The 26,953-nt window shown below is 48.3% G+C and carries 21 protein-coding genes and 1 tRNA gene; 10 read left to right on the top strand and 12 right to left on the bottom strand.

From position 1 onward, the window contains the following. Positions 1–31: 31 nt before the first annotated feature. Positions 32–2,482 carry an outer membrane beta-barrel family protein gene (locus GWC95_RS14150; RefSeq protein ID WP_161819373.1) on the top strand — a complete coding sequence of 817 codons (2,451 nt, stop codon included), beginning with the start codon at positions 32–34 and terminating at the stop codon, positions 2,480–2,482. A 21-nt stretch (positions 2,483–2,503) separates the two neighbouring features. Here the strand turns inward: GWC95_RS14150 and GWC95_RS14145 are convergent, their stop codons facing one another. Beyond that, positions 2,504–3,019: a hypothetical protein gene (locus GWC95_RS14145; RefSeq protein WP_161819372.1), complete on the bottom strand. Its 516-nt coding sequence runs from the start codon at positions 3,017–3,019 to the stop codon at positions 2,504–2,506. Between the two features lie 60 nt (positions 3,020–3,079). Next, positions 3,080–3,859, bottom strand: coding sequence for a (Fe-S)-binding protein (locus GWC95_RS14140; protein WP_161819371.1), 780 nt, complete (start codon positions 3,857–3,859; stop codon positions 3,080–3,082). Positions 3,860–3,991: 132 nt separating this feature from the next. Here GWC95_RS14140 and GWC95_RS14135 point away from each other — a divergent pair, with 132 nt between their 5' ends. Next, entirely contained in the window at positions 3,992–4,621 is a 630-nt protein-coding gene (locus tag GWC95_RS14135; RefSeq protein ID WP_161819370.1) for a LysE family translocator, read from the top strand. A gap of 1 nt (position 4,622) precedes the next feature. Here the strand turns inward: GWC95_RS14135 and GWC95_RS14130 are convergent, their stop codons facing one another. Together GWC95_RS14130 and GWC95_RS14125 are read right to left on the bottom strand one after the other, a co-directional pair. Further along, positions 4,623–4,952, bottom strand: coding sequence for a DHCW motif cupin fold protein (locus tag GWC95_RS14130; RefSeq protein ID WP_161819369.1), 330 nt, complete (start codon positions 4,950–4,952; stop codon positions 4,623–4,625). Between the two features lie 89 nt (positions 4,953–5,041). Further along, positions 5,042–6,358, bottom strand: a complete 1,317-nt coding sequence (locus GWC95_RS14125; protein WP_161819368.1) for a (Fe-S)-binding protein — start codon at positions 6,356–6,358, stop codon at positions 5,042–5,044. Between the two features lie 159 nt (positions 6,359–6,517). Here GWC95_RS14125 and GWC95_RS14120 point away from each other — a divergent pair, with 159 nt between their 5' ends. Then, the gene (locus tag GWC95_RS14120; RefSeq protein WP_161819367.1) at positions 6,518–7,018 is read left to right on the top strand and encodes a phosphoribosyltransferase family protein; all 501 of its coding nucleotides are present in this window, start codon (positions 6,518–6,520) and stop codon (positions 7,016–7,018) included. A gap of 65 nt (positions 7,019–7,083) precedes the next feature. On the opposite strand, the gene GWC95_RS14115 is transcribed toward GWC95_RS14120, so the two are convergent. Next, a complete protein-coding gene (locus GWC95_RS14115; RefSeq protein WP_161819366.1) occupies positions 7,084–8,049 on the bottom strand; it encodes a DUF2279 domain-containing protein in 966 nt (321 codons plus the stop codon). A gap of 110 nt (positions 8,050–8,159) precedes the next feature. On the opposite strand from GWC95_RS14115, the gene GWC95_RS14110 reads away from it, so the two are divergent. After that, positions 8,160–9,890, top strand: a complete 1,731-nt coding sequence (locus GWC95_RS14110; RefSeq protein ID WP_161819365.1) for a phospho-sugar mutase — start codon at positions 8,160–8,162, stop codon at positions 9,888–9,890. A 321-nt stretch (positions 9,891–10,211) separates the two neighbouring features. Here GWC95_RS14110 and GWC95_RS20075 read toward each other — a convergent pair whose 3' ends face one another. From GWC95_RS20075 to GWC95_RS14095, 3 genes are all read right to left on the bottom strand, one after another. Then, positions 10,212–10,349: a HepT-like ribonuclease domain-containing protein gene (locus tag GWC95_RS20075; protein WP_394351285.1), complete on the bottom strand. Its 138-nt coding sequence runs from the start codon at positions 10,347–10,349 to the stop codon at positions 10,212–10,214. Between the two features lie 126 nt (positions 10,350–10,475). Beyond that, the gene (locus GWC95_RS14100; protein ID WP_161819364.1) at positions 10,476–10,778 is read right to left on the bottom strand and encodes a nucleotidyltransferase family protein; all 303 of its coding nucleotides are present in this window, start codon (positions 10,776–10,778) and stop codon (positions 10,476–10,478) included. Between the two features lie 71 nt (positions 10,779–10,849). Beyond that, positions 10,850–11,368, bottom strand: coding sequence for a hypothetical protein (locus GWC95_RS14095; RefSeq protein ID WP_161819363.1), 519 nt, complete (start codon positions 11,366–11,368; stop codon positions 10,850–10,852). Positions 11,369–11,546: 178 nt separating this feature from the next. Here GWC95_RS14095 and GWC95_RS14090 point away from each other — a divergent pair, with 178 nt between their 5' ends. After that, positions 11,547–12,206, top strand: coding sequence for a protein-L-isoaspartate(D-aspartate) O-methyltransferase (locus tag GWC95_RS14090; RefSeq protein WP_161819362.1), 660 nt, complete (start codon positions 11,547–11,549; stop codon positions 12,204–12,206). A 189-nt stretch (positions 12,207–12,395) separates the two neighbouring features. Here the strand turns inward: GWC95_RS14090 and GWC95_RS14085 are convergent, their stop codons facing one another. The 3 genes from GWC95_RS14085 to GWC95_RS14075 all read right to left on the bottom strand — a co-directional run bounded on the left by GWC95_RS14085 (position 12,396) and on the right by GWC95_RS14075 (position 15,939). Further along, positions 12,396–15,077: a TonB-dependent receptor domain-containing protein gene (locus GWC95_RS14085; RefSeq protein ID WP_237722163.1), complete on the bottom strand. Its 2,682-nt coding sequence runs from the start codon at positions 15,075–15,077 to the stop codon at positions 12,396–12,398. A gap of 140 nt (positions 15,078–15,217) precedes the next feature. Beyond that, positions 15,218–15,817: a DUF445 domain-containing protein gene (locus GWC95_RS14080; protein WP_161819361.1), complete on the bottom strand. Its 600-nt coding sequence runs from the start codon at positions 15,815–15,817 to the stop codon at positions 15,218–15,220. A gap of 48 nt (positions 15,818–15,865) precedes the next feature. After that, positions 15,866–15,939: transfer RNA gene (locus GWC95_RS14075), tRNA-His, on the bottom strand. A gap of 171 nt (positions 15,940–16,110) precedes the next feature. On the opposite strand from GWC95_RS14075, the gene GWC95_RS14070 reads away from it, so the two are divergent. Beyond that, the gene (locus GWC95_RS14070; RefSeq protein WP_161819360.1) at positions 16,111–18,255 is read left to right on the top strand and encodes a carboxy terminal-processing peptidase; all 2,145 of its coding nucleotides are present in this window, start codon (positions 16,111–16,113) and stop codon (positions 18,253–18,255) included. Positions 18,256–18,343: 88 nt separating this feature from the next. Beyond that, a complete protein-coding gene (locus GWC95_RS14065; RefSeq protein WP_161819359.1) occupies positions 18,344–18,844 on the top strand; it encodes a UpxY family transcription antiterminator in 501 nt (166 codons plus the stop codon). 26 nt (positions 18,845–18,870) lie between these two features. Here GWC95_RS14065 and mtaB read toward each other — a convergent pair whose 3' ends face one another. Beyond that, positions 18,871–20,142, bottom strand: a complete 1,272-nt coding sequence (mtaB, locus tag GWC95_RS14060) for a tRNA (N(6)-L-threonylcarbamoyladenosine(37)-C(2))-methylthiotransferase MtaB (RefSeq protein ID WP_161819358.1) — start codon at positions 20,140–20,142, stop codon at positions 18,871–18,873. A gap of 289 nt (positions 20,143–20,431) precedes the next feature. Between mtaB and GWC95_RS19785 the strand changes: the two genes are divergently transcribed. The 3 genes from GWC95_RS19785 (at position 20,432) to GWC95_RS14045 (ending at position 26,864) form a co-directional block, all read left to right on the top strand. Continuing rightward, positions 20,432–23,878, top strand: coding sequence for a glycosyltransferase family 117 protein (locus GWC95_RS19785; protein ID WP_237722162.1), 3,447 nt, complete (start codon positions 20,432–20,434; stop codon positions 23,876–23,878). 220 nt (positions 23,879–24,098) lie between these two features. Continuing rightward, positions 24,099–25,196: a vWA domain-containing protein gene (locus tag GWC95_RS14050; RefSeq protein WP_161819357.1), complete on the top strand. Its 1,098-nt coding sequence runs from the start codon at positions 24,099–24,101 to the stop codon at positions 25,194–25,196. Between the two features lie 126 nt (positions 25,197–25,322). Further along, positions 25,323–26,864: a sigma 54-interacting transcriptional regulator gene (locus tag GWC95_RS14045; protein WP_161819356.1), complete on the top strand. Its 1,542-nt coding sequence runs from the start codon at positions 25,323–25,325 to the stop codon at positions 26,862–26,864. Positions 26,865–26,953: the final 89 nt, after the last annotated feature.

Here is a 26,953-nt window from a genome sequence, read left to right as displayed (position 1 = left end):
TGCGTTTACTTTGCAGGCAAGCAATCGTTACATGAGATTTTTAGCCTTCATACTTCTTGCAGGCATCCATACTTCATTACTGGCGCAGGAAAACGGGAACCCGAAAAAAGCACAGATGGGTAGCGTGGTGGGTAATATCCTGGATAATCTATCCGGCAAAGCGTTGCCGTTTGCCAATGTTGTGCTTACCGATATGAATACGGCGGTAAAACGTTCCATCGTTGCCGATAAGAATGGCGGGTTTGAGTTTGACAGGACACCGTTTGGTTTTTACCGTTTAACAGTTGATGTGGTAGGGTTTGCCAAAACGAATATCGACAGCATACGTGTGCATGCCGACAGGCCCGATGTGAACCTGAACGATGTTCGCCTGAACGCCGCAGGCACCTCGCTCGATGAGGTGATTGTTTACGCGGAAAAACCATTGATCGAAAACAAGGATGGCAAGCTTACCTATAATGTAGCGGAGAGCCCGCTGAGCAGCGGCAGCAATGCTTCTGAAATGCTCAAGAACCTCCCGTTGATGAATGCGAATCCCGATGGTACTTTGCTGCTGCGCGGTAAAGAACCCTTGATCCTGATGGATGAGAAACCGGTTAACCTGAGCGGCCAGCAATTGTCTGACCTGCTCGAGAGCCTGCCTGCCAATGTTGTTGAGAAAGTGGAAGTGATGCTCAATCCACCGCCTGAATATGCAACCTATCCTGGCGGCGTGATCAATATCATCACCAAAAAAGGACGTGTAGGCGTTTACAAGAAGATCAACTTCAGTGCAGGCTCCAGGAAAGAGATAGCCGTTTCGGGAAATTTCAATTACAGGAGCAGCAAGCTGAACATCAGTTCCAGCGCGGGTTACGGGGCAGTGGAAGTGAGGGGTAATTCGTATTCGCACAGGCAGAATATTTACAAAGACTCGGTCAATTATTTTTATTCAGAATCAGCATTCACCAACAGGAGCAAACATCCGAATGCAAGGGTACAGGTGGATTATGATTTTACAAAGAAGAGCAGCCTGAGTGTTGTATACCAGGGCAACCTCAATTTTTTCAACAACAACAGCAGCGCGTTGTATACCAACCGGGATAGTTTGCTGCGTGTATACAAGGCAAGTTCAAGGGCCAATTCTTACGATGGTATCGGCTATAGCCACGGATTCAATACCTCCTATCAATGGAAAGGAAAGAACCCGGTAGAGAAACTGCAGGCATATGCGGGACTGAGTTTCAGCAAGAACGACAACGACAGGGATTTTTACCAGCAGTTCCTCCGTGCAGATTTTCTGCCAACGGGCCTGGATTCAACGCAATTGCAGTTGACAGACAATTACATCACGTCGTTTCATACAAATGTGAACTACAACAAACCATTGAATGATACAGGAACCACTTTTTTATCGGTGGGTAGTTCTTATTCGTCCAATACCTATCACAACATTTTAAACACAAGTTTTTTAAGAAGGATCGATCGCGTATTTGTGGGCAACGACCTGCTGAGCAATAATTTTTATTTCCGCCAGTCGATCTTTACGGTAAGGGCGGCATTGATCATTGGCATGCCGCGCCACATCAGGCTGATCGTTGGCGCGCAGGCGGAAAGAACAGGTGCGGAGTTTGAATTCATCAAAGGAAATGCGCCGAATGCGAACAATGCGTACTGGAGAATTTTGCCCAGTGTAACGATCAGGAAAGAATTTGACAAGCAGTTAAACATGTCGCTTGTATTCAGGGAAACGATCCGGCGGCCCGGTATCACTGAACTCAATCCCAGTATAGATTACGGCGATCCGTACAACATCCGTTTCGGCAATCCTTACATACAGCCCTCGCTCACGGATAATTTTGACCTGAACCTGAGTTATGTGGAAAAGAATTTCAACATCAACGGATCGCTGGGTTACAACAGGATCAAGAATGTGTTCAATTCGATCAGGACATTGATCGACAGCGGCAAAACGCAAACCACCTACCAGAATATTTCCGACCAGGAAGAATACCAGGCCAGCCTTTGGGCGGGCATCACGCTTGCAAAGCGGCTGCGCATCAGCGTGAGCGGTGGATACAATTACAACAAATACAGTGAGCGCGAAAAATTGTTGTACCGTTATGTAGACAGGGGCACTTTCTATACCACGTTCAACTACAGCTACGCTCCCGATAACCTGACCAACATCGAGGCAAACAACCGCTACACGAGTTTCGCCGGCCCGCAAGGCCGTTCGCGGAGCAACATCAATATGAGTTTAAGCGTGCAGCGTAAATTCTTTAAGAGAAAAATGATCCTCACGCTTTCGGCCATCGATCCGTTTGGACTGCAGAAGTTCAACGGCTACACAACCGGAACCAATTTCAATATTGAAAGCTTCAGCGTGCAGAACACCCAGAATTTCAGGATCGCGGTAAGTTACCAGTTCAGTAAAGTGATCGTGAAGAGCAACCTGAATTCAAAGGATAAAAAGGATGCGTTGGAGAAACTGAAGAAATAACCCGCCCTTGTGGCTGGCCTTTTATTCGTGGTGAATAGACAATCTTGTTTTGAGCCAGCTGTCTTTAACAGGGATCATCCATTCTGTAAGCAATGTTTCTTTGCTCGCCACAAGGTTATTGAAATAAGGCGTTTCTGCATTGATGAAATTATTGTCGAACGCGTATTTCAACTGCGCAAGCGGGATGGTCTGTATTTTTTCTTTAACAATAAAAGCCAGGTTCTGCCTGTTGAACATATCCACCTTGAACCGTTCTTCGATCTGTTTGATAAGACGCACGGAGCTGTCGGTGCTGCAGCCGCTTACGCCCGCGGCGGTCTCATCTGCCATCAGCACAACAAACTGTGCGAAGAGAAGATTGGCATACCCTTTTACTTTTGCACCGTGGCTGTTCCAGTTCTCTACAAAATCGTTCATCATGTCTTCCATTTCCAATGCCTCGCTGATCATGAATGAGCGGTTGGATTGATAGATCCATACGCGGGAGGAGGGGTGAAAGTCGGATGGGATCAGGTGGTGGTATTCGAAGTGGTTCATAAAGCAAAATTAGTAAAAAGGAGCCACCTGCGTACGGGCTTGTGCCGGGGGAATACAGGGTTACAGCATGCTTGCTGCCACCAGCTCTGCAACATCCATCACGGCAACATCCCCTTCTTTTTCGCGGTTCTTTACCCCGTCTGTGAGCATGGTATTGCAAAACGGGCAGGCGGAAGCGATAATCGATGCACCGGTTTCCAACGCTTCATCGGTGCGTTCTATGTTGATGCGTTTGTTGCCCGGCTCGTCTTCTTTGAACATCTGGGCGCCGCCTGCACCGCAGCAGAGCCCGTTGGTACGGCAGCGTTTCATTTCTACCAGTTCGGCATCCAGCGCTTCCAGCACTTTGCGCGGCGCCTCGTAGATGGAATTGGCGCGGCCGAGGTAGCAGCTGTCGTGGTAAGAAATCCTGCGGCCCTTGAAGCTGCCGCCTTCTTTCATTTTTATTTTTCCCTCGTCGATGAGTTGTTGTAACAAAGTAGTATGGTGTATCACCTCGTAATTGCCACCCAGCTCGGGGTATTCGTTCTTCAATATGTTGAAGCAGTGCGGGCAGGTGGTAACGATCTTTTTGATACCATATCCATTCAACACCTGGATGTTCTGGTAGGCCATCATCTGGAACAGAAATTCGTTTCCCGCCCTGCGTGCCGGGTCGCCGGTGCAGGCCTCTTCTTTACCGAGGATGGCATATTTGAAACCAACCTTATCGAGAATGGTGGCAAAAGCCTTTGTGATCTTCTGCGCACGCTGGTCGAAACTGCCGGAGCAACCCACCCAGAACAATACATCCGGGGTCTCGCCATTCGCCATCATCTCAGCCATTGTGTTCACCTTCATAAGGAAAGATTTTTACGAAAATAAGGAAAACTGGAGAGTGAACGGCGAATAGCCGATCGTTCCCAGCCCCAACGATAAGCGTTCCTCCATTCAACATTCGCGATTCACGATCTTGTTGTATTTTCATCCGCTATGATTTACATCCTCCTCCTCGGGCTCCTCGTCAGCTTTCTTGGCCAATTGCCTTTGGGGAACATGAGTTTTACGTCTACCCAGATCTGCATCCAGGAAGGCGCCAAAAAAGCCTGGCAGTTTGCATTTGGCGTGGCCATTGTTGAAATGGTGTATTTGCGGGTTGCGCTCACCGGTATGGACTGGATCGTTAAACACCGCACATGGTTCCTGGTGCTGGGATGGATTACAGTGGCCATGTTCCTTGTACTCGGCGTTCTTGCATTTCATTCAGCCAACAAACAGAAAGGAGAGAAGAAAGCTTTGCTGCTCAACAACAAGCTCAACCGTTTTGTTCTGGGACTGTTGATGAGCGCCCTCAACCCCGTACAGATTCCTTTCTGGTTTTTATGGACGTCTACCTTCATACAAACCCATGCGCTGCCTGTTGAAATGAAAGCGTTCGATTTTTTTACAGTAGGGGCGGGTGGAGGAACACTGGCCGGGCTGGCTGTGTATATTCACGGCGGCAATTTCCTTGTGTCGAAGATGAATACAAGTAACAAGACGCTGAACAAGATCATGGGTGTGATCTTTATTATCACCGCGTTGATCCAGTTGTGGAGGATGATCTATCAGCCCTTTATCTGATTTAGTCTACAATAAACAACCGGCAACCTTTTTCACTGAAGGTCCTGTGCGCATCACTTCCATCCCCTACGGTGTACATGTTGTTTTTTGTGAGGATGTGTTTTGTGCCGTCTGCCAGTTCTGTTTCCATTTCCCCTTCGATGCAGAAGATGATATGCCCTTTCTCGCACCAGTGGTCGGCGAGGTAATTGGGAGAGTAAGTAACGAGGCGGATGCGCACATCGTCCCTGTAGATGATCCTCCATTCCGCAGTGCCGGTGGCGCCTGTTTTGATCTCGGGTTCAACTTCCGCAAAATCGGTAATGGAAAAAGGAAATGGACTGAATTTCATTGGTAAGAAAAAAGGTTCACAATTGTTTTCCTGGACGAGCATATCAGGTTCCGCAAGTTCCCTTACTCACTGGTCATTTTTCCCGCTGTTCATGCGTTCAATTCAACCGCCCACCTGTCCCTGTCGTCTGGCGAAAATTTCCACGGTGCAAAGTTGTTTTCGATGTTGCTGAATGTTCCGTTCCATTCCTGCGGTGCATTGCTTTCTTCCATGATGAGCGAACGGCGCAGCTCGAGGATGATCTCCAGTGGTGAAATGCTTACCGGGCACGCTTCCACGCAGGCGTTGCAGGTGGTACACGCGCGCAGTTCTTCTACACTGATGTAATCGTGCAGCAAGGTTTTGCTATCGGCAACAAATGCCTTGTTGAGGTCGATGTTCGCGCCTACGTCTTCCATGCGGTCGCGGGTCGACATCATTATTTTCCTCGGGCTCAGTTTTTTTCCTGTGATGTTTGCCGGGCATGCGGCCGTACATCTTCCGCATTCTGTACAACTGTAAGCGTCGAGCAGGTTTTTCCAGCTCAGTTCAAAAATATCTTTTGCGCCGAAATGCGCCGGAGGTGCAGCGTCGGCGGGTGCGGTTTCGGGTTGCATGGCATACAATACTTCGTTCTGTACAGCTGGCATATTCTTCATCTTGCCCTGCGGTTCAAGCCGTGTATAATAAGCGTTCGGAAATGCGAGCAGTATGTGCAGGTGTTTTGAGTAGGGCAGGTAATTCAGGAACGCAAAAATACCGGCGATGTGCAGCCACCATGCGGTCCGTTCAATTGCAACCAGCGTTCCATCGCTCATACCGTTGAACAATGGCGTAAGTAAATGTGAGAAAAGGAATGCACCTGTCTGGTGATAATGTTCATTGCCGCGAAGCTGCAGCGTTTGATCCACTGCGTTCATTGTTAAGAACAGCGACATAAGTACGATCTCGGTAAACAGGATGTAATTTGCGTCGCTGCGTGGCCATCCATCCAGGTCCCTGCTGATGAAACGTTTTAACCTGATGATGTTTCTCCTGGCCAGGAAAACGACGCAGACAAGGATCACTCCCACCGCTAAAAATTCAAAACCATTGATCAGCCAGTTGTATAGGCTGCCGAGCACTGGTGCAAACAGGCGGTGCGTGCCGAAGATGCCATCCAGCACGATCTCAAGCACTTCCAGATTGATGATGATAAAGCCGGCATAGATCACCAGGTGCATGACGGCCACCAGCGGGTTTTTGAACATTTTCTTTTGGCCCAGGGCAAGCAGCAGCAAATTGCGCCAGCGTTTGGCGGGTTGGTCGTTGAGGTTCTCGTCTTTACCCAACAAAATATTACGCCTGATCCCGCCGATCTTTTTGGCAAACATCCATGTTGCAATCGCTGCAAGCAATACAAATCCGATCTGCTGTAAATAATGCATAGCCACCAGTTATTTTGCTAAGATAGTGAAGTATCGCCATTGCAGGAATGGCACCGCAGCTGAAAAAGTGTTGGTTCGCGGAACACGGTATTTTCTTCCCGCAGCTCACTCGTAACGGTTTAACCCCATTCCCGTATTTTTGATCCTCAAAACACGCACATGCCCGATAAAAACTACATCCTCAACAAAGAAGGCGCCGAGCAGAAATTACAGCGCATGTCGCTCGAACTTGCCGAGCACCTGAGTGGTGATGATTCGCCAGTGGTACTGATCGGAATACGCAACAGCGGCACGGTGATCGCCCAAAAGGCCGCCGCACTGCTGAAAAACGATGTGCCCAATGATGTGAAGGTGATCTCGGTTTCCATGGATAAAACGCATCCCACCACCGTTGAGCTCAGCGAAAAGATCAATTTCGATGGGTTGCACGTGGTGATCATTGATGATGTGACCAACAGCGGGCGCACATTGCTGTATGCATTAAAGCCCTTGCTTGATTTCCATCCAAAAAGCATCCAGACATTTGTGCTGGTTGAGCGGATGCACAAATTGTTCCCCGTCAGCCCCGATTATGTAGGGCTGTCTGTAGCCACTACCATCCAGGAACACATCAATGTTGAAGTGGAAGGGGACGTTGTTTCAGGTGCGTACATTGTGTAGGGCGCATGCCGTGTGTAGCAATGCCAAACCCCGGTTGTGGCTGCTTTCAGCTGATGCGGGCCCTCTTAAAAATGCAACCAGTTCCACTCGATTCCCCGTTTCGAAAAACCGATGGACGGCGACGGGAACTTCAATGAATTGATCACGGAAAAAGCGGTTTTCAGAAATTTACTTTTGGTCCTGATCTTTGTCAGATCGATGTCGGGAGCGATATACCATTGCCGGTAACGCGGCACATCGCTGCGGTTGAAGATGATGTTGCCGTTTTTGTCTTCCGCAATATTGTCTGTGCCGCCAAACATCCCTTCTGCACCGTAACCGATCGCGATGTTCAGCCATTCGGGAAGATTTGATCTTTTATAGAACGATTTAAGATTGATGCTTGCCCAATAGGTTTGCCCGTTGTAATCTTTCAATATCCTTTCAAGCGCAGCGTTGCCAAACATCTCGTTCGCGCGGGTACGCAGCGAAGGGTCGGTGTAGTTGTTGCGGTGAAATGAAAATTTCAGCTGCACCCTTTGTTCATTCCAAACCAGTTCCTGCGCCATATAAAGGCCGCTGCCGGCGATGTCTGCGCCGAGATCGCCGAGGCTGAAGCCCCATCCCTCCGAGAGGCCGTCGAGCACTTCTATCGCAGTAAGAAATGCCGTGCTGCTCAATCCACTGATCCAGACCCGCTTCCTGTGCGGAACACCCGCCCATTGCCATAAGCCATTGTTGAGTCGGGTAAGGTTGTATGCACTGTATACATGGCCCGCCTTGTCTACCTGCAGCCATCCGCTGTTGTCGTTAAAAAAATGAAAAGCCGTCTGCGCATAGTTTTTGTACCATGCATCGGAAAGGGCAACGATGGCGCCGGCGTACAGTGCCATACTTGTTGCTGCAGCGGCGCGTACGCGTTTTTTATTGGGAAGGGAGGAATACAAGGCGGTATCTGCAGAAGCATGGAGGCGGGCCGCTGCGGCAGCGCTATCCTGGCCATACAGCGCGGGGCAGCAAAAAACAGTTAGTATCAGCAGCAGTTTGTTCACTTCGCCAAACTTACACCAGTAAATCGACGGCGCGGGGTTATGGTTGGTTGAAAATGCAAAAAATATTCATAAACTTGCTGTTTGATTGAGGACGATTTAAAAATTATACTATGGACGCTTCCATTCAGGAGAGGATCAACGTGTGGGTTAACGGTAATTACGACCAGGATACAAAAGACGCGATCAGCAGGTTACAGAACGAAAACCCTGATGAACTTGCAGATGCATTTTACCAGAACCTCGAGTTCGGTACAGGTGGCCTGCGAGGCATCATGGGCATAGGAACCAACCGCATCAACAAATACACCATTGGCATGGCCACACAGGGATTCGCCAATTACCTCAGGAAAACATATGGTAACGAAGAAGTGAAGCTCGCCATTGCGCACGACAGCCGCAACAACAGCCGTTTCTTTGCAGAAACCACGGCAAATGTTTTTGCTGCGAATGGTTTTAAGGTCTTCCTGTTCGAATCGCTGCGGCCCACCCCGGAGCTGAGTTTTGCGATCAGGACACTGGGGTGCAAAGGCGGCGTGGTTTGTACAGCCTCTCACAACCCGAAGGAATACAATGGATACAAAGCGTATTGGAACGACGGCGGACAGCTTGTTCCCCCGCACGATAAAAATGTGATCGCGGAAGTAGAGGCCATCAAAGACGTAAACGAAGTGAAGTGGGATGGCGGTAGTGCGAACATCACACTCATCGGCACCGATATGGATGCGAAGTACATCGACATGGTAAAAGAGCTGAGCGTTTACCCGGATGTGATCAGCAAACAGCACGACCTTAAGATCGTATACACGCCCATTCACGGCACGGGCATCATGCTGGTGCCGGAAACATTGAAGCGCTTTGGGTTTACCAATGTTACCATTGTTTCAGAACAGGTAACACCGAACGGGAATTTTCCAACGGTAAACTATCCAAACCCTGAAGAAGCTGAAACGATGAGCATCGGTTTGAAAAAAGCAAAGGAACTGGATGCCGATATTTTATTGGGAACGGACCCTGATGCAGACCGCGTGGGCATCGGCGTAAAAAACCACAAAGGCGAATGGGTTTTAATGAACGGCAACCAGACCGCCGTACTCGCTTTCAGTTACATGATGGAAGCGCGCAAAGCGAAAGGCATTGCGCGGCCGGAGGATATGGTCATAACCACTATCGTTACTACGGAAATGATCAACGAAGTGGCCAAACAGAACAATGTTGCCTGCTACAATGTACTTACCGGTTTCAAATGGATCGCGGAAAAAATAAAGGAGCTCGACGGACAAAAGAATTATGTGATCGGTGGTGAAGAAAGTTTTGGTTTGATGATCGGCAACCAGATCCGCGATAAGGATGCCGTGAGCGCGGTGGCGTTGATGTGCGAGATGGCAGCTTATGAAAAGAACCAGGGAAAGACCCTGTTTGATAAAATGATCGAGCTGTACATCAAATACGGTTTCTATTACGAGAACCTGATCAGCATCACAAAGAAGGGAATGAACGGCCAGAAAGAGATTGCCGATATGATGGAGGGCTACCGCAGCAACCCGCCGAAAACCATTTCAGGGGCACAGGTTACCACTTTGCTGGATTACCAACTGCAACAGGGAACCAACCTCGCAACGGGCGAAACCTGGAAGATCGATCTGCCGAAAAGCAACGTACTCCAGTTCATCACAGCAGACGGAACCAAAATTTCAGCGCGCCCATCGGGTACAGAACCCAAGATCAAATTTTATTTCAGCGTGAATACAAAACTCGAAAAGAAAGAAGATTTCGACGCAAAGTTTGCCGAACTCGAAAACAAGATCAAGGCGATTATAGAGGAGATGAATTTGAAAAACTAAATGATAAAGTACGAACTACGAATCGCGGAATTCAAGATAACTTGCAGCTGACATTAATTCCTTCTTGTGCTTGCGGTTCCACTTCGTAGTTCGTTAATGGCTTTGCGAAGTTTGGGTCATCTGTGATCTCACTGCTGGCTTGGCCACTGCAGACCCAATTAACTGAAGCCAAATTATTGCTGTCCACCCACAAATTCAAAAGCTGATGGGCCAGATACTGCAGCCCGACTTTTGCAAAACCCAATGTTGGTGGCAGTGCTAGGAATTTAGGAGCGTTTCAACCTCTGATTTCAAAACAGGAAGGTATTTAATTATTATACTCTAAATAATCTCATCAGATACACTGTCGTATCCATGAATAATCCTATTTCGTGTGTCAACAATTCTTCGCGAATTTGAAATCTGAATCTCAGGAAAAGTGGAAAGAATTCGGTTCAATGCCTCTCCAATAATTTCAATATTTCTCTCACAGCTCTACGGGTGCGAAGGTCGTTTTGATAGCCGGCAAATGTTTTTGGGGTTGAGTCAAAGAAAGAATCGATCTCAGAAATGGCTTTGGAAATGTCGAATAGCCAAGTACGAACCTCATTGTCCATAAACAAGGGCTTTTTGTTTTTCTACTGTCCGAAGGAAGTATGGATTTTTTATAGCCTTTTCCTCCAAAAGATCGACTTTTCTTTTCAAAAGTTCCTCCAAAGAAAATTTTAGGTCATAATAATTGTCAGCATATTCACTTGGTTGAACAGGAAGAAATTCCACGAGTAAATCAAAATCACTTCCAATGCTGAATCGATCGGTAAGAACAGACCCAAACGCAAATAGATGTTTCACCGAATGAGATGAACATATATCTTTGATTTTATCGATATGGTCTGAAAACTGGTGCATAATCGAAGTTACAAATTATTTACAAAATGAATTTTTAAAGTACATTTTCACCAACGTGCTTCTTGTTTTGCTTATTTGTGTATCGGGATATTTGAAAAGCTTCCATTCAATATTTCATATTCTGCCGTTTTGTTGCCGTATTGATCCCAGAGAAAATATTTGAAATGGAAAGTTCCGCTCAGTGTTTTGTCTGGATTTTGCTGAACGGCTAATTGCCCTTGCTGAAAGTAGTGCAGTTTTGCTTTCCAGGACGTGGGGGTGGTTTTTGTTTCGATGAAGTTCCCGTAAAAATTTGGGTCCAGCGTATAGGTTGCAGAAACCTGGTTGGCCAATGTAAAATCCGGAACCAGGAACCTGATCTGGATGCTGCTGTCGTTGGTAAGTTTGTTCTCCCCGGATATCTTCAATTCATAATTTCCTGTGTAAGGGTTCTTTTCCGACGTGGCCGTTACCGGGTTTGTAAAGTTGGTGGGGATCTTGTTCACCACCGCGCTGAACGCCGGTGGGGCGGTGGTTACCGGTGCATCGTTCTTTGTACATGCTGTGAGCAGCAGGAGCGCCACAGCCGGCAGGATTTGTTTTGGTTTCATAGAATAATTATTGTGCCGCAATATGGTTTTGGCTACCGGAAGCAAAAATGTAAAGTTGTACCACCGGTTGTAATCTGGTGCGGATGGCATGTGCGTTATTTTATTTTAGTGTTGTTTCTTTTCACAACGGGCAAAGGGTGTGGATCGCATCGGCACTAAACGCTATATTCGTATTGCTATGAGAAAATATGAGGATACATATCAACACAAAGGCCTTCGGAAGAAACTTGTGGACCTGCTGAAGGAAAAAGGCATCACCGATGAAAAAGTGTTGGATGCCATCAACAACATTCCCCGCCATTATTTTCTCGATTCTGCCTTCGACAAGATCGCGTACGAAGACCGCGCCTTCCCGATAGCCGCAGACCAGACTATTTCGCAGCCGTACACGGTTGCGTACCAAACGCAGCTGCTGCAGGTCAGGAAAAACGATAAGGTACTGGAGATCGGAACCGGGAGCGTTTACCAATCAACCGTATTGGCCGAGATGGGTGCGTGGGTATACACCATAGAGCGGCAGAAGAAATTATACGACCTGCAGAAAGAATATTTTTTCCGCAGCAGGTATCCCAATATCAAATTCTTTTTTGGCGATGGTTTCGAGGGGTTACCCACTTTTGCCCCGTTCGATAAGATCATCATCACCGCAGCGGCGCCCTTCATTCCGCCGAAACTGGTTCAGCAACTAAAGACCGGAGGCCTTATGGTCATCCCCGTCGACGAAGGCGAGAACCAACGCATGCTCCGCCTCACCAAACAAGCAGACGGAACCGTTACCGAAGAGGCATTCGAAGAATTTTCTTTCGTACCGATGTTAACTGGAAAGAACAGAAACTAATACTTAGAAATTAGGACTTAGAAATTAGGAATTAGAAATTATAATATCATTGGTAGCATATCGCTGTTTAAATACGGGTAAATCCAAAAAAAGCCGTTCGATAAGAACGGCTTTTTTTGTTATTTGTTGAGAAGAGAAGCTGATCACCACCCATCCCAATTATTAATTCCTAATTCCTAATTATTAATTTTATTGGTTTCCTTGCATCATATCCTGTCCTCCCCCTTGTTCTGCTTTTGTGTTTTTGCGTTTGAACAGGGTTGCGTCAAACTTGCCGAAGCGGTAGTTGAAGTTGAGGCGCAATACCTGCTGGTCTCTTCTTCTCTCGCTGTTTTGTGTGAAGTAGATGCTTTCAGAATAAGATTTGAATACCTGTGTGCGGAACACATCGTTCATGCTGAGTGTCAGTGAACCGCTTTGGCCATTCTTCCAGGTCCAGTCTTTACGGATCGCGAGGTCGAAACCATAACGTGGCAGGTTGTAGCCCTGTGCAGTAGCCTGCGGGCCACCGAACATCATACCACCGCCGCCGCCACCGCCTCGTCCGCCGCCACCGCCTGAACTGGGCGGTAACACGCTTTTCGCCTGGTAGTCGCCGCTGAATTGTACAGACAATCCTTTTGCTACCTTGAATGTGCTGTTCATTTTTGCAAACCAGCTGAACATCGAATTCTTGATCGTTTGTGCCGGCATGGTTGCCGTTGCCGGTGTTGATGCATCGATGTCTGAATAGAACAGGTTTGCGTTCACGGTCAGGTCCCACCATTTTGTTACCGGCAATTTGTTGGTTAACTCAAGACCGGTTGTATAACTCGCATTTGCATTGATATACGTGGTAAAGAATGCGCTGTCGCCTGTTGCCGGCGTAAGGTCATTCGGGCGGAAATCTGTGAAACGCGTGATCAGGTTTGTTGTATGCTTGAAGAACACGGTTGCGAGGAAGTTCGCATTGCGTTTGTAAGCGTCGTTGTACGATACCTCGAAAGAGTTGGTGAATTCGGGGTTCAATCCTGCATTACCGATGTTGATGTTCTGTGGATCAGAATAATCAGGGAACGGCATCAGCTGGAAGAAATTAGGACGGTTGATACGGCGTGAATAGTTCAACTGGAAATCCTGTTTGTCGTCGATTCTGTACGTAACGAACGCACTCGGGAAAAGGCTCAAAGGATAATTCACTTTGAACTGTGATGAATCCTGTCCTTTTGAATTCAACAAAGTGCCTGTGTAATTCGAGCTCTCTGCACGAAATCCCAAAAGGTAGCTCCATTTGCCTGCTTTGAAGCTGTACGTTGCATACGCTGCAGAAACCTGGTCGTGGAACTTGTATTTGTTGCTGATGGCCGGAACCAACACATACGTTCCGGTGCCGGAATTGTACAGGTATTGGTCGCTCAGGTTGTTGAAATCACGCACCGCTGTCCTGGCGCCCGCTTCAAACTTGGTGTCGTCGCTGATCGGGTTTTCGTAATCGGCCTGGATGGTGTAGAACTTGTTTGTTCCGTTACCGATCGTGCGCTGCTGAAGACCCGGCGCCTTGATGGTGCCGTTCGGATTATAGGTTTGTGTATTGATGTTGTTGAGGTTGTCGTTCTTGCTTGAGTTGTAGTTCACATCAGCAGAAAGATCATGCCCGTTCTTCGCAAAATTGTGTTTGTAGCTGAACTGTGATCCGAAATTCTGGAACACCGAATGGCTTGTTTGCGAGATATTGTTGTAAGCGGTGTATACGGTTTTTACGGTTGAATCAACACGCTGGTTCTGCTCGTTGTTGAATTCGCCGCGGTTGAAATTTGCCGCAATGGAGAAAGTGTTCCTGTTATCAGCGAAGAAATCCAGTCCCGCACGGTAAAAACCAAAGAAACCACTGTTGGTGCCATTGCTGGTATTGTGAACGGTGCTTGATGAAGAGAAAGTGTTCCTGTCTACAATGCCTTCCGATAAAGATTTGCGCTGGTTGTAATTTCCGCTCAGCGAAAGGTTCAGTTTGTTCTGGCGGAGGTTGAGGTCGCCGCCGAGGTTGATCTTGCCACGCGAATCAACACCTGTCCTGATACCGCCGTTGTAACCGGTCTTCTTGTTTTTCTTCAGTACAATGTTGAGGATACCTGCATTGCCGCCCGATGCGTCGAATTTTGCCGACGGGTTGGTGATGAGCTCCACTTTTTCAATGATGTCTGCAGGGATCTGGTCGAGTGTAAGCGTCGTGGGCCTGTTGTCGATAAAGATCGTCGGCGATGCGTTGCGCAAGGTAACGTTGCCATCGATGTCTACGTTCAGTGCCGGTATGTTTTTCATGATCTCGGTAGCGGTTTGTCCTGTGCTCACGAGGTTTTTATCCACGTTGAATACTTTCCGGTCGATACCCATCTCAAATTGTGGTTTGGCCGATGCTGTAACGGTTACGTTGCCGAGGTCGGTTGCATCTGCTTCCATTTTTATGTTGCCAAGGTCTTTATCGGCCATACCCAGCATCTGCTGCATATCAGCGCCACCGCCCTGTGGCATTTTGATGTCGAAGCCAGCCTGTTGTTCAATTGGTTTGTAGTTGAGCGCGGAGGCTTTGAGTTTGTATTTGCCCATTACAGACAGGTTATCAAAGCTGAAATCACCATTTTGTTTGGTGATGAGGGTACCGATCGATACTTCTTTCATTTTTTTGGTCACGGTGTCGAACCTGTTGCCCAGCAACTGAACGGTTACGCCCTCGATGCCTTTGTTGGTTTTGCTGTCTACCAGCTTGCCATACAAATGGCCGATGTTTCCACCCTGGCCCGCGCCACCCGGCCGCATTCCCATACCGCCCGGCATTTGCGAAAACGCCGGCAGCGCCAAAAGGGTTACCGCGATAAAAGCTAAAAATTTTCTCATGTGTGTATGCTTATAATTATTGTACAAATCTCCGTTACCGGGCTTTTTTACCCGATTTTCATTACACCAGCGGTAATATGGCAGTTTCAAGTGGGTAAACAGCGGCTTTCGCCTCCATCCCCACCCGGTTTTGTCGGTGATCAGAGGTTTACCAGTATAAATACCTGAACGAAACCGATGACCAACCCGATGCCCGCCCCCAAAAGCGCTACCTTTCTGCCCTTGTTTCCCACCAGTACCCGTACCATTTCTTCCAGTTTGCCGGCAGGAAGTGCGGCGATCTTTTCGGAGACCAGCCTGGCGGGATCCATTCCGGCCCGCAACCCGTTCATGTAGTTTTTCATCACCACCGGGAAAAGTTCCTTTAATTCTGCTATGAAAACCGATTTCAGTTCACCGATCGTTCTTTCTCCCACCAGCATCCCGATCATGGGCATTTTTGCAGGCAGTTTTACGCGTAAAAATTCGTCAACCTCCTTTTCGATCAATGGCATCAGGCGCTCAAGATGAGCCGGATCGGAAAGCTTTTCGCCCACCAGTTCCTGCGCCCACAATGTTTCGCCTACCAGCCCGCCAACTTTCTCGGCAAGTTCCTGTTGTATGGATGGAGAAGACCCCCGGAAGCCAGGCCGGGAGCGGTTTTGCGGGTTCAGGTTCAGCAGTACCCTGATCAACATCCATCCAACCAGCCAACCCGTAAACGCGGTAAGCAAGGGAACCAGCACCAATCCTGACTGCATGTATTTAAATTTAAAAACCTACCCGCTTTGTGCAGATAGGTTTTAGAGGGAGGATGAGGGGGTTCGAACCCCCGACCTCTAGTGCCACAAACTAGCGCTCTAACCAACTGAGCTACAACCTCCGTTTTTGGGATTGCAAAAATAGGTAAAATCAACATTACTTGGAACGCATTTTTTATATCCCTTTAAAATTACCTTCCATCAAAACCTTTGTTAATTGGGAAAAGCGTTGACCGGGCGGATGGCTTTTTGGGTTATTTTTGAGAACAGTCATGCAAAAATTTACGCAATTTATGAAGAGTAGAAAAGGGTTACTGGTCCTGGCCATCGTATTGTTCGGGGGCCTGTTCTTTGCTTTCAGGTCAACCAGCCATGGTTCAACTGATATCATCATCACACTGAAACAAAGACTATTGGCGGGAGTAGGGCAGATTCTCGAGGAAAACCATTACAGTCCGAAAAATATCAACGACGATTTTTCAAGAAAAGTATTCAAACGGTTCATCGAAGAACTCGATGGCGATAAATCGCATTTTCTTCAGTCTGACATCAACATTTTGAAAAAATACGAGACCACGCTCGACGATGAGATCCACGGCACACAGGAAGTGATGTTTGCGCCGGAGGTAAGTAAGATCTATGACCAGCGCATCAAGGAAGTGCGGGCGATCTATAAAGACATTCTTTCCAAACCCTTTGATTTTACGAAAGACGAATCCATTGTTACCGATGGCGATAAACTCAATTACGTAAACGGCGAAGCGGAAAGAAAAGAACGGTGGAGAAAGAAAATGAAATACTACACCCTCGAGCGTTATGTGGATGCACTTGAACAGCGCGAAAAGAACAAGGGCGCAAAAGATTTCAAGTTCAAGGCCGATTCAACGCTTGAAAGAGAAGCAAGGGAGAAAGTGCTGAAAACAATGAACGAAACATACGATCGTATTTCAAAAACATTCAAGGAAGACGATCGTTTCAACTCGTACATCAACGTGGTAACAAACCTGATGGATCCGCACAGCGATTATTTTCCGCCGGTGGAAAAAAGGGCGTTTGATGAGCGCATGAGCGGAAAATTCTACGGCATCGGCGCCAGCCTCCAGAAAGACGATGCGGGCGTGAAGATCGCAACGCTGGTTACCGGCGGCGCAGCCTGGAAATCGGGGAAAGTGGTGGTGAACGATGTGATCACCAAGGTGGCACAGGGAGATGCGGAGCCGGTTGACATCACCGGTTTTGAAACAACCGATGCGGTTAAACTGATCCGCGGAAACAAAGGAACAGAAGTAAAACTTACCCTCAAAAAACAAGACGGTTCCGTACAGGTTGTAAGCCTGATCCGCGAAGAAGTGGTACAGGATGAACTCGATGTGCGCAGCGCCGTTGTTCAGAACGGAAAAGACAAGATCGGTTACATATGGCTGCCCGATTTCTACGCCGATTTCGAAAACGAGAACGGGCACCGCTGCTCGCAGGATGTGGCAAGGGAAGTGGTCAAACTCAAAGCAGAAAAAGTAGACGGGATCGTGATCGATGTACGCAACAACGGTGGCGGTGCCTTGTACGAGGTAGTGAAGATGGTAGGCCTTTTCATTAAGAGCGGCCCTGTTGTACAGGTGAAAGAAAGAGGCGGAAAAATAGACGCCAATACCTGGAGAGACGGCGACGAATCCGTTTTGTACGATGGGCCACTTGCCGTAATGGTAAATGAATTCAGCGCATCTGCGAGCGAGATCTTTGCAGGGGCGATACAGGATTACAAACGTGGCATCATCATCGGCAGCACATCAACCTATGGCAAAGGAACGGTGCAGCGCCAGATACCGCTTGGTAAACCCAACGACGCATTCAGTACGAGAACAGACCTGGGTGCCATGACATTGACCTTCCAGAAATTCTACCGTGTAAACGGCGGTTCTACGCAATTGAAAGGAATTGTTCCTGATGTGGTGTTACCGGATCCGTATGAGTATTACAAGGCGCGCGAGAAAGACAATCCCGAAGCCTTGCCTTACGATGAAATCCCGAAAGTGCCTTATACACCATGGAACGGCGGATATGATTTTTCTTCTGTTGTAGCCAATGCAAATGCAAAAGTAAAAGCCAATGCCAATCTCACTTTGCTCAATACAAACCTGCAATGGCTCAACCGGAACAATGAATTGCCCACTTCGCTGAACCTGAATACCTACCGCGAACGCTTGAAAAAAGTGATCGCAACCGTAAACCAGAACAACACTTTGCTGAAGAGCAAGGAAGAACTGAATGTTTACGTGGTAGATGCCGATAAAGACAAATTCTACAACAACCCGAGCGAACAGAAAGGCGAACTGTACAAAGCCTGGCTCAAAGGGTTGAAAACCGATATGTACATCGACGAAACCGTTCACCTGATCAGTGAAATGGCGAAGTTGAAGACACAAACCGCGCAAAAGTAAAAGGAGAAATTTGGAGCAGGAGTTTGAGCTATCTTTGGATCGTTCAAGCTCCTGGTCCTTAATCTCAAACGCCTAACGCCCTGTTTCCATGCCCGAGAAAAAATGGTACGCGCTTTATACAAAGCCCCGCTGGGAAAAAAAGATCGACAGCGTATTGATCCGTAAAGGTATTGAGAGCTGGTGCCCTTTGCAGAAAATAGAGCGCCAGTGGAGCGACCGGAAAAAAGTGATCGAGGAGCCGCTTTTCAAATCCTATGTGTTTGTAAGGATAGAGGACAGCGAACGCGCCAAAGTGCTCATGACAGACGGCGTCCTCAATTTTGTGTATTATCTCGGGAAACCGGCTGTGATCAAGAACGAAGAAGTAGACACCATCAAAAGATACCTCGCCGAAAAAGACGCCAGCATCTTCATCCTCTCGCAGGAAGGTTTCAAGGAAGAAACGAAGATCAAAGTGAACCACGGCGTGTTCATGGGTAATGAAGGAACCGTTTTGCGGGGCGGCAAAAAGAAAGTATATGTAAAACTGGAAAGTTTAGGGCAGGTAATGGTGGTCGAATTTCCTGCAGAATATTTGTCGCCGATTTAGTGCCGCGAACCTGCAACTCCCGATCGTTACATCGTCCAGTCAACAAGCTCGTTCGCCCATTCCTGCCTGTGCGGCGTGGTAATGCGGAGGTAGTTGTCTGTATATCCTTCCATCATTCCATTTTTATTAAATGCTTCAAACAGCACCTTGCGTGTCTGCCCGGTAAACTGGCTGGTGAAGTATTGCATTTTCATGTAGGAAAGATTGCGAAGCGTTTTGTTGCGCTCGTTGCGGATGTGGATCGGAACAACCGGTTTTATTTCCAGTGCCTTGGTATGGTCGCGCTCTGAATAAGTAAACACGTGCAGGTACGACACATCGAGTGCATGGAGAAAATCGAAGGTCTCCTGGAAATGCGCATCCGTTTCCCCGGGAAAGCCAACGATCACATCCACACCAACGGCGCAATGCGGCATCAGTTTTTTGATGAGGCCGATGCGGTCTGCATACAGTTCTCTCCTGTATCTTCTTCTCATCAAACCAAGGATATCATTGCTCCCGCTCTGCAGCGGGATATGGAAATGCGGCATGAACCGGTTGCTGTTTGCAACAAATTCGATGATCTCGTTGGTTAATAAATTCGGTTCGATGGAAGAAATGCGGTAGCGTTCTATTCCCTCCACTTTATCGAGCGCCTTTACAAGGCCGAAGAAATTTTCGTCTTTCCCGTTGCCGTCTGCGCCTTTCCCGAAATCACCAAGGTTAACACCGGTGAGCACGATTTCCTTTACGCCGTCTTTGGCAAGCTGTTCCGCTTCCTTAACCACATGGGCAATGGTATCGCTCCTGCTTTTGCCGCGCGCCATGGGTATGGTACAGAAGGAGCAGTTGTAATCGCAGCCATCCTGCACCTTTAAAAAAGTACGGGTGCGGTCGTTTTGCGAGAAAGAGGCGGTAAAACCGCTCACATCTTCGATATCGCAACTGCATATTCTGGCCGCATCGCCTTTGGCCAACTGGCCAATGTGCTGCGCAATGTTGAATTTTTCGGCCGCGCCCAATACAAGGTCAACCCCCGGGATGGATGCGATCTCTTTTGGTTTAAGCTGCGCATAACACCCCGTAATTACCACAAAACTCTCCGGCGCCTTCCGCTGGATGCGGCGTACGAGGTGGCGGCATTCTTTGTCGGCGTTATCGGTAACGGAGCAGGTATTGATCACGTACACATCGGCCAGGTCCTCAAACGCCCTTTTCTCAAACCCTTCATTCTCCAGCATACGCGAAAGCGTAGAGGTTTCTGAAAAGTTCAGTTTACACCCCAGGGTGTGAAAAGCGACTGTACGTTTGTTGTTCATCGGGCGGCAAAGATAGGAATCAGTTGGGAGAGATCGGATGGAGATTGGTTGCCGGATGGTTAAAATGGCGGGTTGCGCAAATGGACAAACCGGGCCAGACAGGTTCGGTAGTTTACCGGCAGGTACACGCGACCCCTTTAACCGCCTGGTCATTTGAACCACGTGACAACCCGATTCCGCTGGCAAACGCCAAATGCCCAACTCTCTAAATCTTCTCAAAAAATCGATGCGGTGCATCCCATTTTAGCCAATAAAAGCTATGTTTGCCAGTCTTAAAAAACCAAAACCAATGCAGTTTAAGAAGATCAATAACATGGTTGGGTGGGTAGTTTGTGTAATTGCCTGTTCCGTTTACATTTTAACAGCAGAAGCCGGCGGCAGTTTCTGGGATTGCGGTGAGTTTGTGAGCAGTTGTTTTAAACTCCAGATTCCTCACCCGCCGGGAGCGCCTTTGTTCGTGTTGCTGGGCCGTGTGTTCATTGTATTGTTTGGCGATAACCCGCTGCATGCGGCCAAAGCCGTGAACATCATGAGCGCGCTGGGCAGCGGCTTTACTATTTTATTTTTATTCTGGACGATCACGCATTTCGCGCGCCGCATCGTGCATGTGAAAACCAGCGATGTGCTTACTTCTTCACAGGCATGGGCCATCATGGGCGCAGGTGTGGTTGGTGCACTTGCCTATACCTTCAGCGATTCTTTCTGGTACAGCGCCGTAGAAGGCGAGGTGTACGCGCTTTCTTCTTTCTTCACCGCCATTGTATTCTGGGCAATCCTTAAATGGGAGGCCAATGCAGAAGAGCCGGGCGCAGACAGGTGGATCGTGTTCATCTTCTTCCTCATGGGGCTGTCCATCGGTGTTCACCTGTTGAACCTCCTTACCATCCCTGCCATCGTAATGGTGTATTATTTCCGCAGGAGAGACGGCTTCAACTATGCAAAGATCCGCAAATGGTTCCTCACCCTGCTCATCGGCGGGGGCATCGTTGGTGTGATCGGTGCATTCATCATGGCTTCCATGGAAGCATCGGGCAGCTCATTGCCTACAGATGGAACCATCCCTTCACTTGTACTGTTCGGAACGGCGATAGCCATCGGCCTGCTTTACCTTGTTGAAAGGTTCGGCAAACAAAACAAGGCGCTCTGGGGCGGAACCTATATTTTCTTTGTACTCGGTTGTGTGATCACCGGTGTGGTACAGGTTGCCGTGATACAGTATTCCATCAAAGCCGCCGGTATGTTCGATATCTGGTTCGTGAACGGGTTTGGCGCGCCATTCTTCTCAGGATTTACCTTCTTCTTTATATTGCTCGCCATACTCTGCTGGGTTGGGCTGCGCATCGCCAGCAAAAGATCGATGGCGTACCTGCGCCTGGGCATATGGTGCTTTGTATTCATGCTCATCGGGTACAGTACCTACCTCACCACCATGATCCGGAGCAGTGCCAACCCTTCGGTGGATATGTACAACGTGGATAATCCTAACAGCCTTGTTGGTTACCTCAGCCGTGAACAGTATGGCGACTTCCCGCTTTTGTACGGGCAAAGATTCACATCGCAGCCGTATGATCTGAAAGAAACGAGCATGCGTTACCAGAAATCGCACGACAAATACATCGAGCTGGGTAAAGACAAAAAATATGTGTACCGCGCAGAAGACAAAATGGTGTTCCCGCGTGTGTGGGATGCAAGCAACGACCAGAGTCATGCGGATTACTATGGCTATTACCTCGGCATCAACCGTTCGCGGGAAGGACAGTGGGAAAGGGAACCAACGCAGGCCGACAACGTTAAATTCTTTGCAGGCTACCAGGTATACTGGATGTACTTCCGCTACTTCATGTGGAACTTCGCAGGAAAACAGAACGATAACCAGGGATTGTTTGCCGGCAACGTGAGAGACGGAAACTGGATCTCGGGCCTTCCATCGGATAACCTGATGTATGGCGACCAGAGCGTGATGCCCGACAGCCTGAAAAACAACAAGGCCAACAACAAGCTTTTCCTGTTGCCGCTTGTGTTGGGAATGATCGGGTTGTTCTACCAGTTCAAAAGAAGAAAAGGCGATGGCATTGTAAACCTCCTGCTCTTCTTTTTTACCGGGTTGGCGATCGTGTTGTACCTCAACCAGGCCGGCTACCAGCCACGTGAACGTGACTATGCATACGTAGGAAGCTTCTATGCATTTGCGATCTGGATCGGCTTAAGCGTCGTGTATATTTTTGAAATCGCATCTTCATGGAACCAGAAAATCATCAACTCCGTGCTGATGTCGGGTATTGTCCTTTCAGCCGTATTCGCCATTTTAGGCGCGGCAGGCGGCGCAGGCGGCGGAGCGATCGCTTTTGCGGCAGGACTGATGATCGTATTCGGACTGGTAGCATATGGTTTGCCTTTTGTTCTGAAAGGCATCAAGGACAAGAAAACCCTCGCGATGCTTTCTTTCGTGGTATTGCTCGCGGTACCGGTATTGATGGCGCAGCAGGAGTGGGACGACCACGACCGCAGCAACAAGCAATTACCGCGCGACCTTGCCAAAGATTACCTTGAAAGCTGTGCGCCAAACGCGATCCTCTTCACTTACGGTGATAACGATACTTACCCGCTGTGGTATGCGCAGGAAGTAGAAGGCATTCGTCCGGATATCCGTGTGATCAACTTCAGCCTGTTGGGTATCGACTGGTACATCAACGAACTCCGTTACAAAGTGAACCAGAGCGATCCTGTGGATGTGATCTGGACACCAGAACAGATAGAAGGCGGTAAACGCGATTACATCGTGTACAGGCCACAGGCAGGTATTTCGGAAAGCACTTATTTTGACCTGTACGACATGATGAAAAATTATGTGGGCAGCGACGATCCTGCTAAAAAGGATTTTACAAGAAGCACAGAAGGGTTGAATACGTTCCCGGTAAGAAAGGTTTCCGTTCCGGTAGACAGGGCGCTGGTGCTGAAAAACGGTACCGTTAATGCGAACGACAGCATTGTGAGCGAAGTTCGTTTCGACATACCGAAAGGCGCGTTGGGCAAGAACGATCTTGCGTTGCTCAACATCATTGCGGCAAACAAATGGAACAGGCCGATCTACTTCACCAGCAATTCGGCAGAACTTGGTTTCGATAAATACATCCGCAGGGATGGACTGACGTACCGCCTGGTGCCGGTAGAAAACAGCCGCGTTAACACCGATTGGATGTACGAGAAAGCAATGAAAGTATTCGCATTCGGAAATGCAGACAAAAAAGGCGTTTACTTTGATGAGGAGAACCGCCGTCACCTCAACACCATCCGCACCGCTTACACGGCACTCGCAACAGATCTTTCTGCAAAGAACAGGAACGAGGATGCGAAGAAGGTACTTGAGCGGGCAGACAAAATGCTCGACCAGGGAGGCAATTTCCCTTATGGCGCAAGCAGCCGCGGCAATATGCACAACCTTACCTCGCTTCGCTTTATGGAAGCGGCGCTGCAGGCAGGCGATACCGTGCTCGCACGTAAAGTAGGAAATGCGGTGAAGAAGGACCTTGAACAGCAGATCGTGTTCTACAGCACTTTAACAGGTGATAAAGCAGAGAATATGGCCGAAGACAGGCGCTCGGCAGAAAACTATTTACGGGGCATCCAGGAGATCTATGAGGCTTACAACCCGAGGATCCAGATCCCCGGAAAAGTGATGACGCCACAGGATTCAGCCGGCGGTAAAGCTCCTGCCGACGCGAAACCGAAACCATAGGCATTGGAAAAATTCTTGCATTAATAGAAAAACGACCGGCTAAACACGCCGGTCGTTTTTGTTTGAGGGAGTTTTCAAGTGAGAGGCCTTATTACACCAGGCCCATGAAAACCGGCTCGTTTCTTGTTCGTGGTATTCCAGATCCTTACCCGGGGTGTAAACCTTTTAGAGGAAAATCCGTTAATACTATACACGCAATTTTTTTCACTAGCTTACAGTTATGATCGGACACCGGTTTGTACATTTTGATCCCAATGAAAACGGGAAGAGCAAATTTGAACAGTTGCTCGATATTTTCATGCAGTTGCTCACCTATACAAACGGGGATGCGGCGGAGGCCCTGGACTGGCTCAACCAGCTCGATAACCAGTACAAACTCACCGATGATGAATATGGCATGGGCGATTTTATCGACGATCTCAAACAGAACGGCTACCTGAAAGAAAACGAACAGGACGGCAGTTTCTCCATCACCGGTAAATCGGAGCAGACCATACGCAAGAAAAGCCTGGAAGAGATCTTTGGCAAGCTGAAGAAAAGCAGGCAGGGCAATCACCAGACGTTCAAGCCGGGGCAGGGCGATGAGGTCAATCCCGATACGCGCCCCTTCCAGTTTGGGGATATGCTGGAACAGATCGATTTTACGGAAAGCATCCGCAACGCACAGATCAACCGGGGCGTGGAGAGTTTTTCGATGCAGGAAGACGACCTGCAGATCAGGGAAAGTGATTTCAAGACGCAGACCTCTACCGTACTGATGATCGATATCTCGCACTCGATGATCCTCTACGGCGAAGACCGGATCACGCCGGCGAAAAAAGTGGCGATGGCACTGAGCGAACTCATCACCACAAAATATCCCAAAGACACTTTGGATATCGTGGTATTTGGAAACGATGCCTGGAGCATCGAGATCAAGGACCTTCCTTACCTGCAGGTGGGGCCTTACCACACCAATACCGTGGCAGGGCTGGAACTTGCGATGGATCTGCTGCGCAGGAGAAAGAATCCAAACAAACAGATCTTCATGATCACGGATGGCAAACCCACCTGCCTGAAGATCGGTAAGAAATACTACAAGAACAGCTTTGGCCTCGACCGGAAAGTGGTGAACCGCTGCATCAACCTGGCGGCGCAATGCAAGAAACTGAAGATACCCATCACCACATTCATGATCGCATCAGATCCATACCTGCAGAAATTTGTGCAGGAGTTTACAGAGATGAACAATGGCAAAGCATTCTTTGCATCGCTCGACAAACTGGGCGCGTTTATCTTCAAAGATTTTGAGAGCGGGAAACGGAAAACGGTGTACTGACCCGGCCACAAAACTTGATCGGTGAATAGCGATATGTACCAATGCATTTTATGAATGCATGATGATGTTCCATAAAGAAAAATCAAAAACAATAACAGGAAAAAGCAACTGAAAATAACAAGCAACATGCAAATTGAGCAAATCAAAACATTAGGGGACCTTAAGAAAAGTGGTTATACGCCAAAATCGATCAAGGAAGAAGTACGCGATAACCTCATCAGGTCTATGCAGAACAGGGAGAACCCGTTCGAGGGAATATTGGGTTACGAAGACACGGTTATCCCTGATACGGAAAGAGCGCTGCTGAGCCGCCACAACATCCTGTTCCTCGGGCTGCGGGGACAGGCAAAAACAAGGATGGCCCGGCAGATGATCGACCTGCTCGATGAATACATACCCGTGGTTGCAGGCAGTGAAGTAAACGATGATCCCATGAACCCACTCAGCAAATTTGCGAAAGACCTGATTGCGGAGCATGCAGACGAAACACCCATACAATGGGTACACCGGAGCGAACGCTACGGCGAAAAATTGGCAACGCCTGATGTGAGCGTGGCAGACCTGATCGGTGACATCGACCCCATCAAAGCGGCCAACCTGAAATTGAGTTTTGCGGATGAGAAAGTGATCCACTACGGCATCATCCCGCGCAGCAACCGCGGCATTTTTGTAATCAATGAATTGCCCGATCTGCAGGCGCGCATCCAGGTGGCGCTGTTCAATATCCTGCAGGAAGGCGATATACAGATCCGCGGGTTCAAACTCCGTATGCCGTTGGATATCCTGTTCGTGTTTACCGCAAACCCGGAAGACTATACCAACCGCGGCAGCATTGTAACGCCGTTGAAAGACAGGATCGAGAGCCAGATCTTAACGCATTACCCGAAAGACATCAATACATCGCTCGCCATTACAGAACAGGAAGCCGATATACTCGATGTGCAGAAACAAAGAGTAGCGGTAAGCGACCTGGTAAAGCGTTTGGTGGAACAGGTGGCATTTGAGGCGCGTTCGAACGAATACGTTGACAAGAAAAGTGGTGTGAGTGCGCGTTTAACGATCGCTGCATTTGAGAATGCGGTGAGCAGCGCCGAACGCAGGGCGATCATTCACAACGAAGCCAAAACACAGGTCTGGATCAGCGATCTGGCAGGCATCATCCCCGCCATCACGGGCAAAATAGAATTGGTGTACGAAGGAGAACAGGAGGGCCCGTACCAGGTTGCGGTTAATCTTGTTGATAAATCCATCCGCACCCTTTTTGTACAATATTTCCCGAATCCCGAGCAGGCGAAGAAAAGAAAGCCAAGCGGCAAGAGATCGGCAGAAGAAAAAGAACCGGAAAATCCATACAAGACCATCACACGCTGGTTCGATGCAGGCAATCACCTCGATCTGCTGCTCGACATGAAAGACGCCGACAAGATCGCGCATCTCTACAAAGTAGATGGCCTCTACGGTTTCGTAAAAAAATATTTCCCCCATGCAAACGAATCGGAAAACGCGTTGCTGATGGAATTTGTATTGCACGGGTTGTCGTCTTACTCAATGATCAGCAAAAAAGTGATCGATGGAAAGATCGAGTTCAAAGACCTCATGGGCAGCATGATGAACCTCGGAATGATGCAGGAAGAGGATGATGAGTTCAACGAAGAAGACTATAACTAACAACACGCAGCCAACGCCAATCTTTGATTAACGTTGTTGATGCAATAAGAAAAAGCGATCTCTGAAATGGGATCGCTTTTTCTTCTAAG

Source organism: Sediminibacterium roseum, from assembly GCF_009939005.1.
In the GTDB taxonomy this organism is placed as follows: domain Bacteria; phylum Bacteroidota; class Bacteroidia; order Chitinophagales; family Chitinophagaceae; genus Sediminibacterium; species Sediminibacterium roseum.
This window is presented reverse-complemented; position numbering and strand designations above follow the sequence as displayed.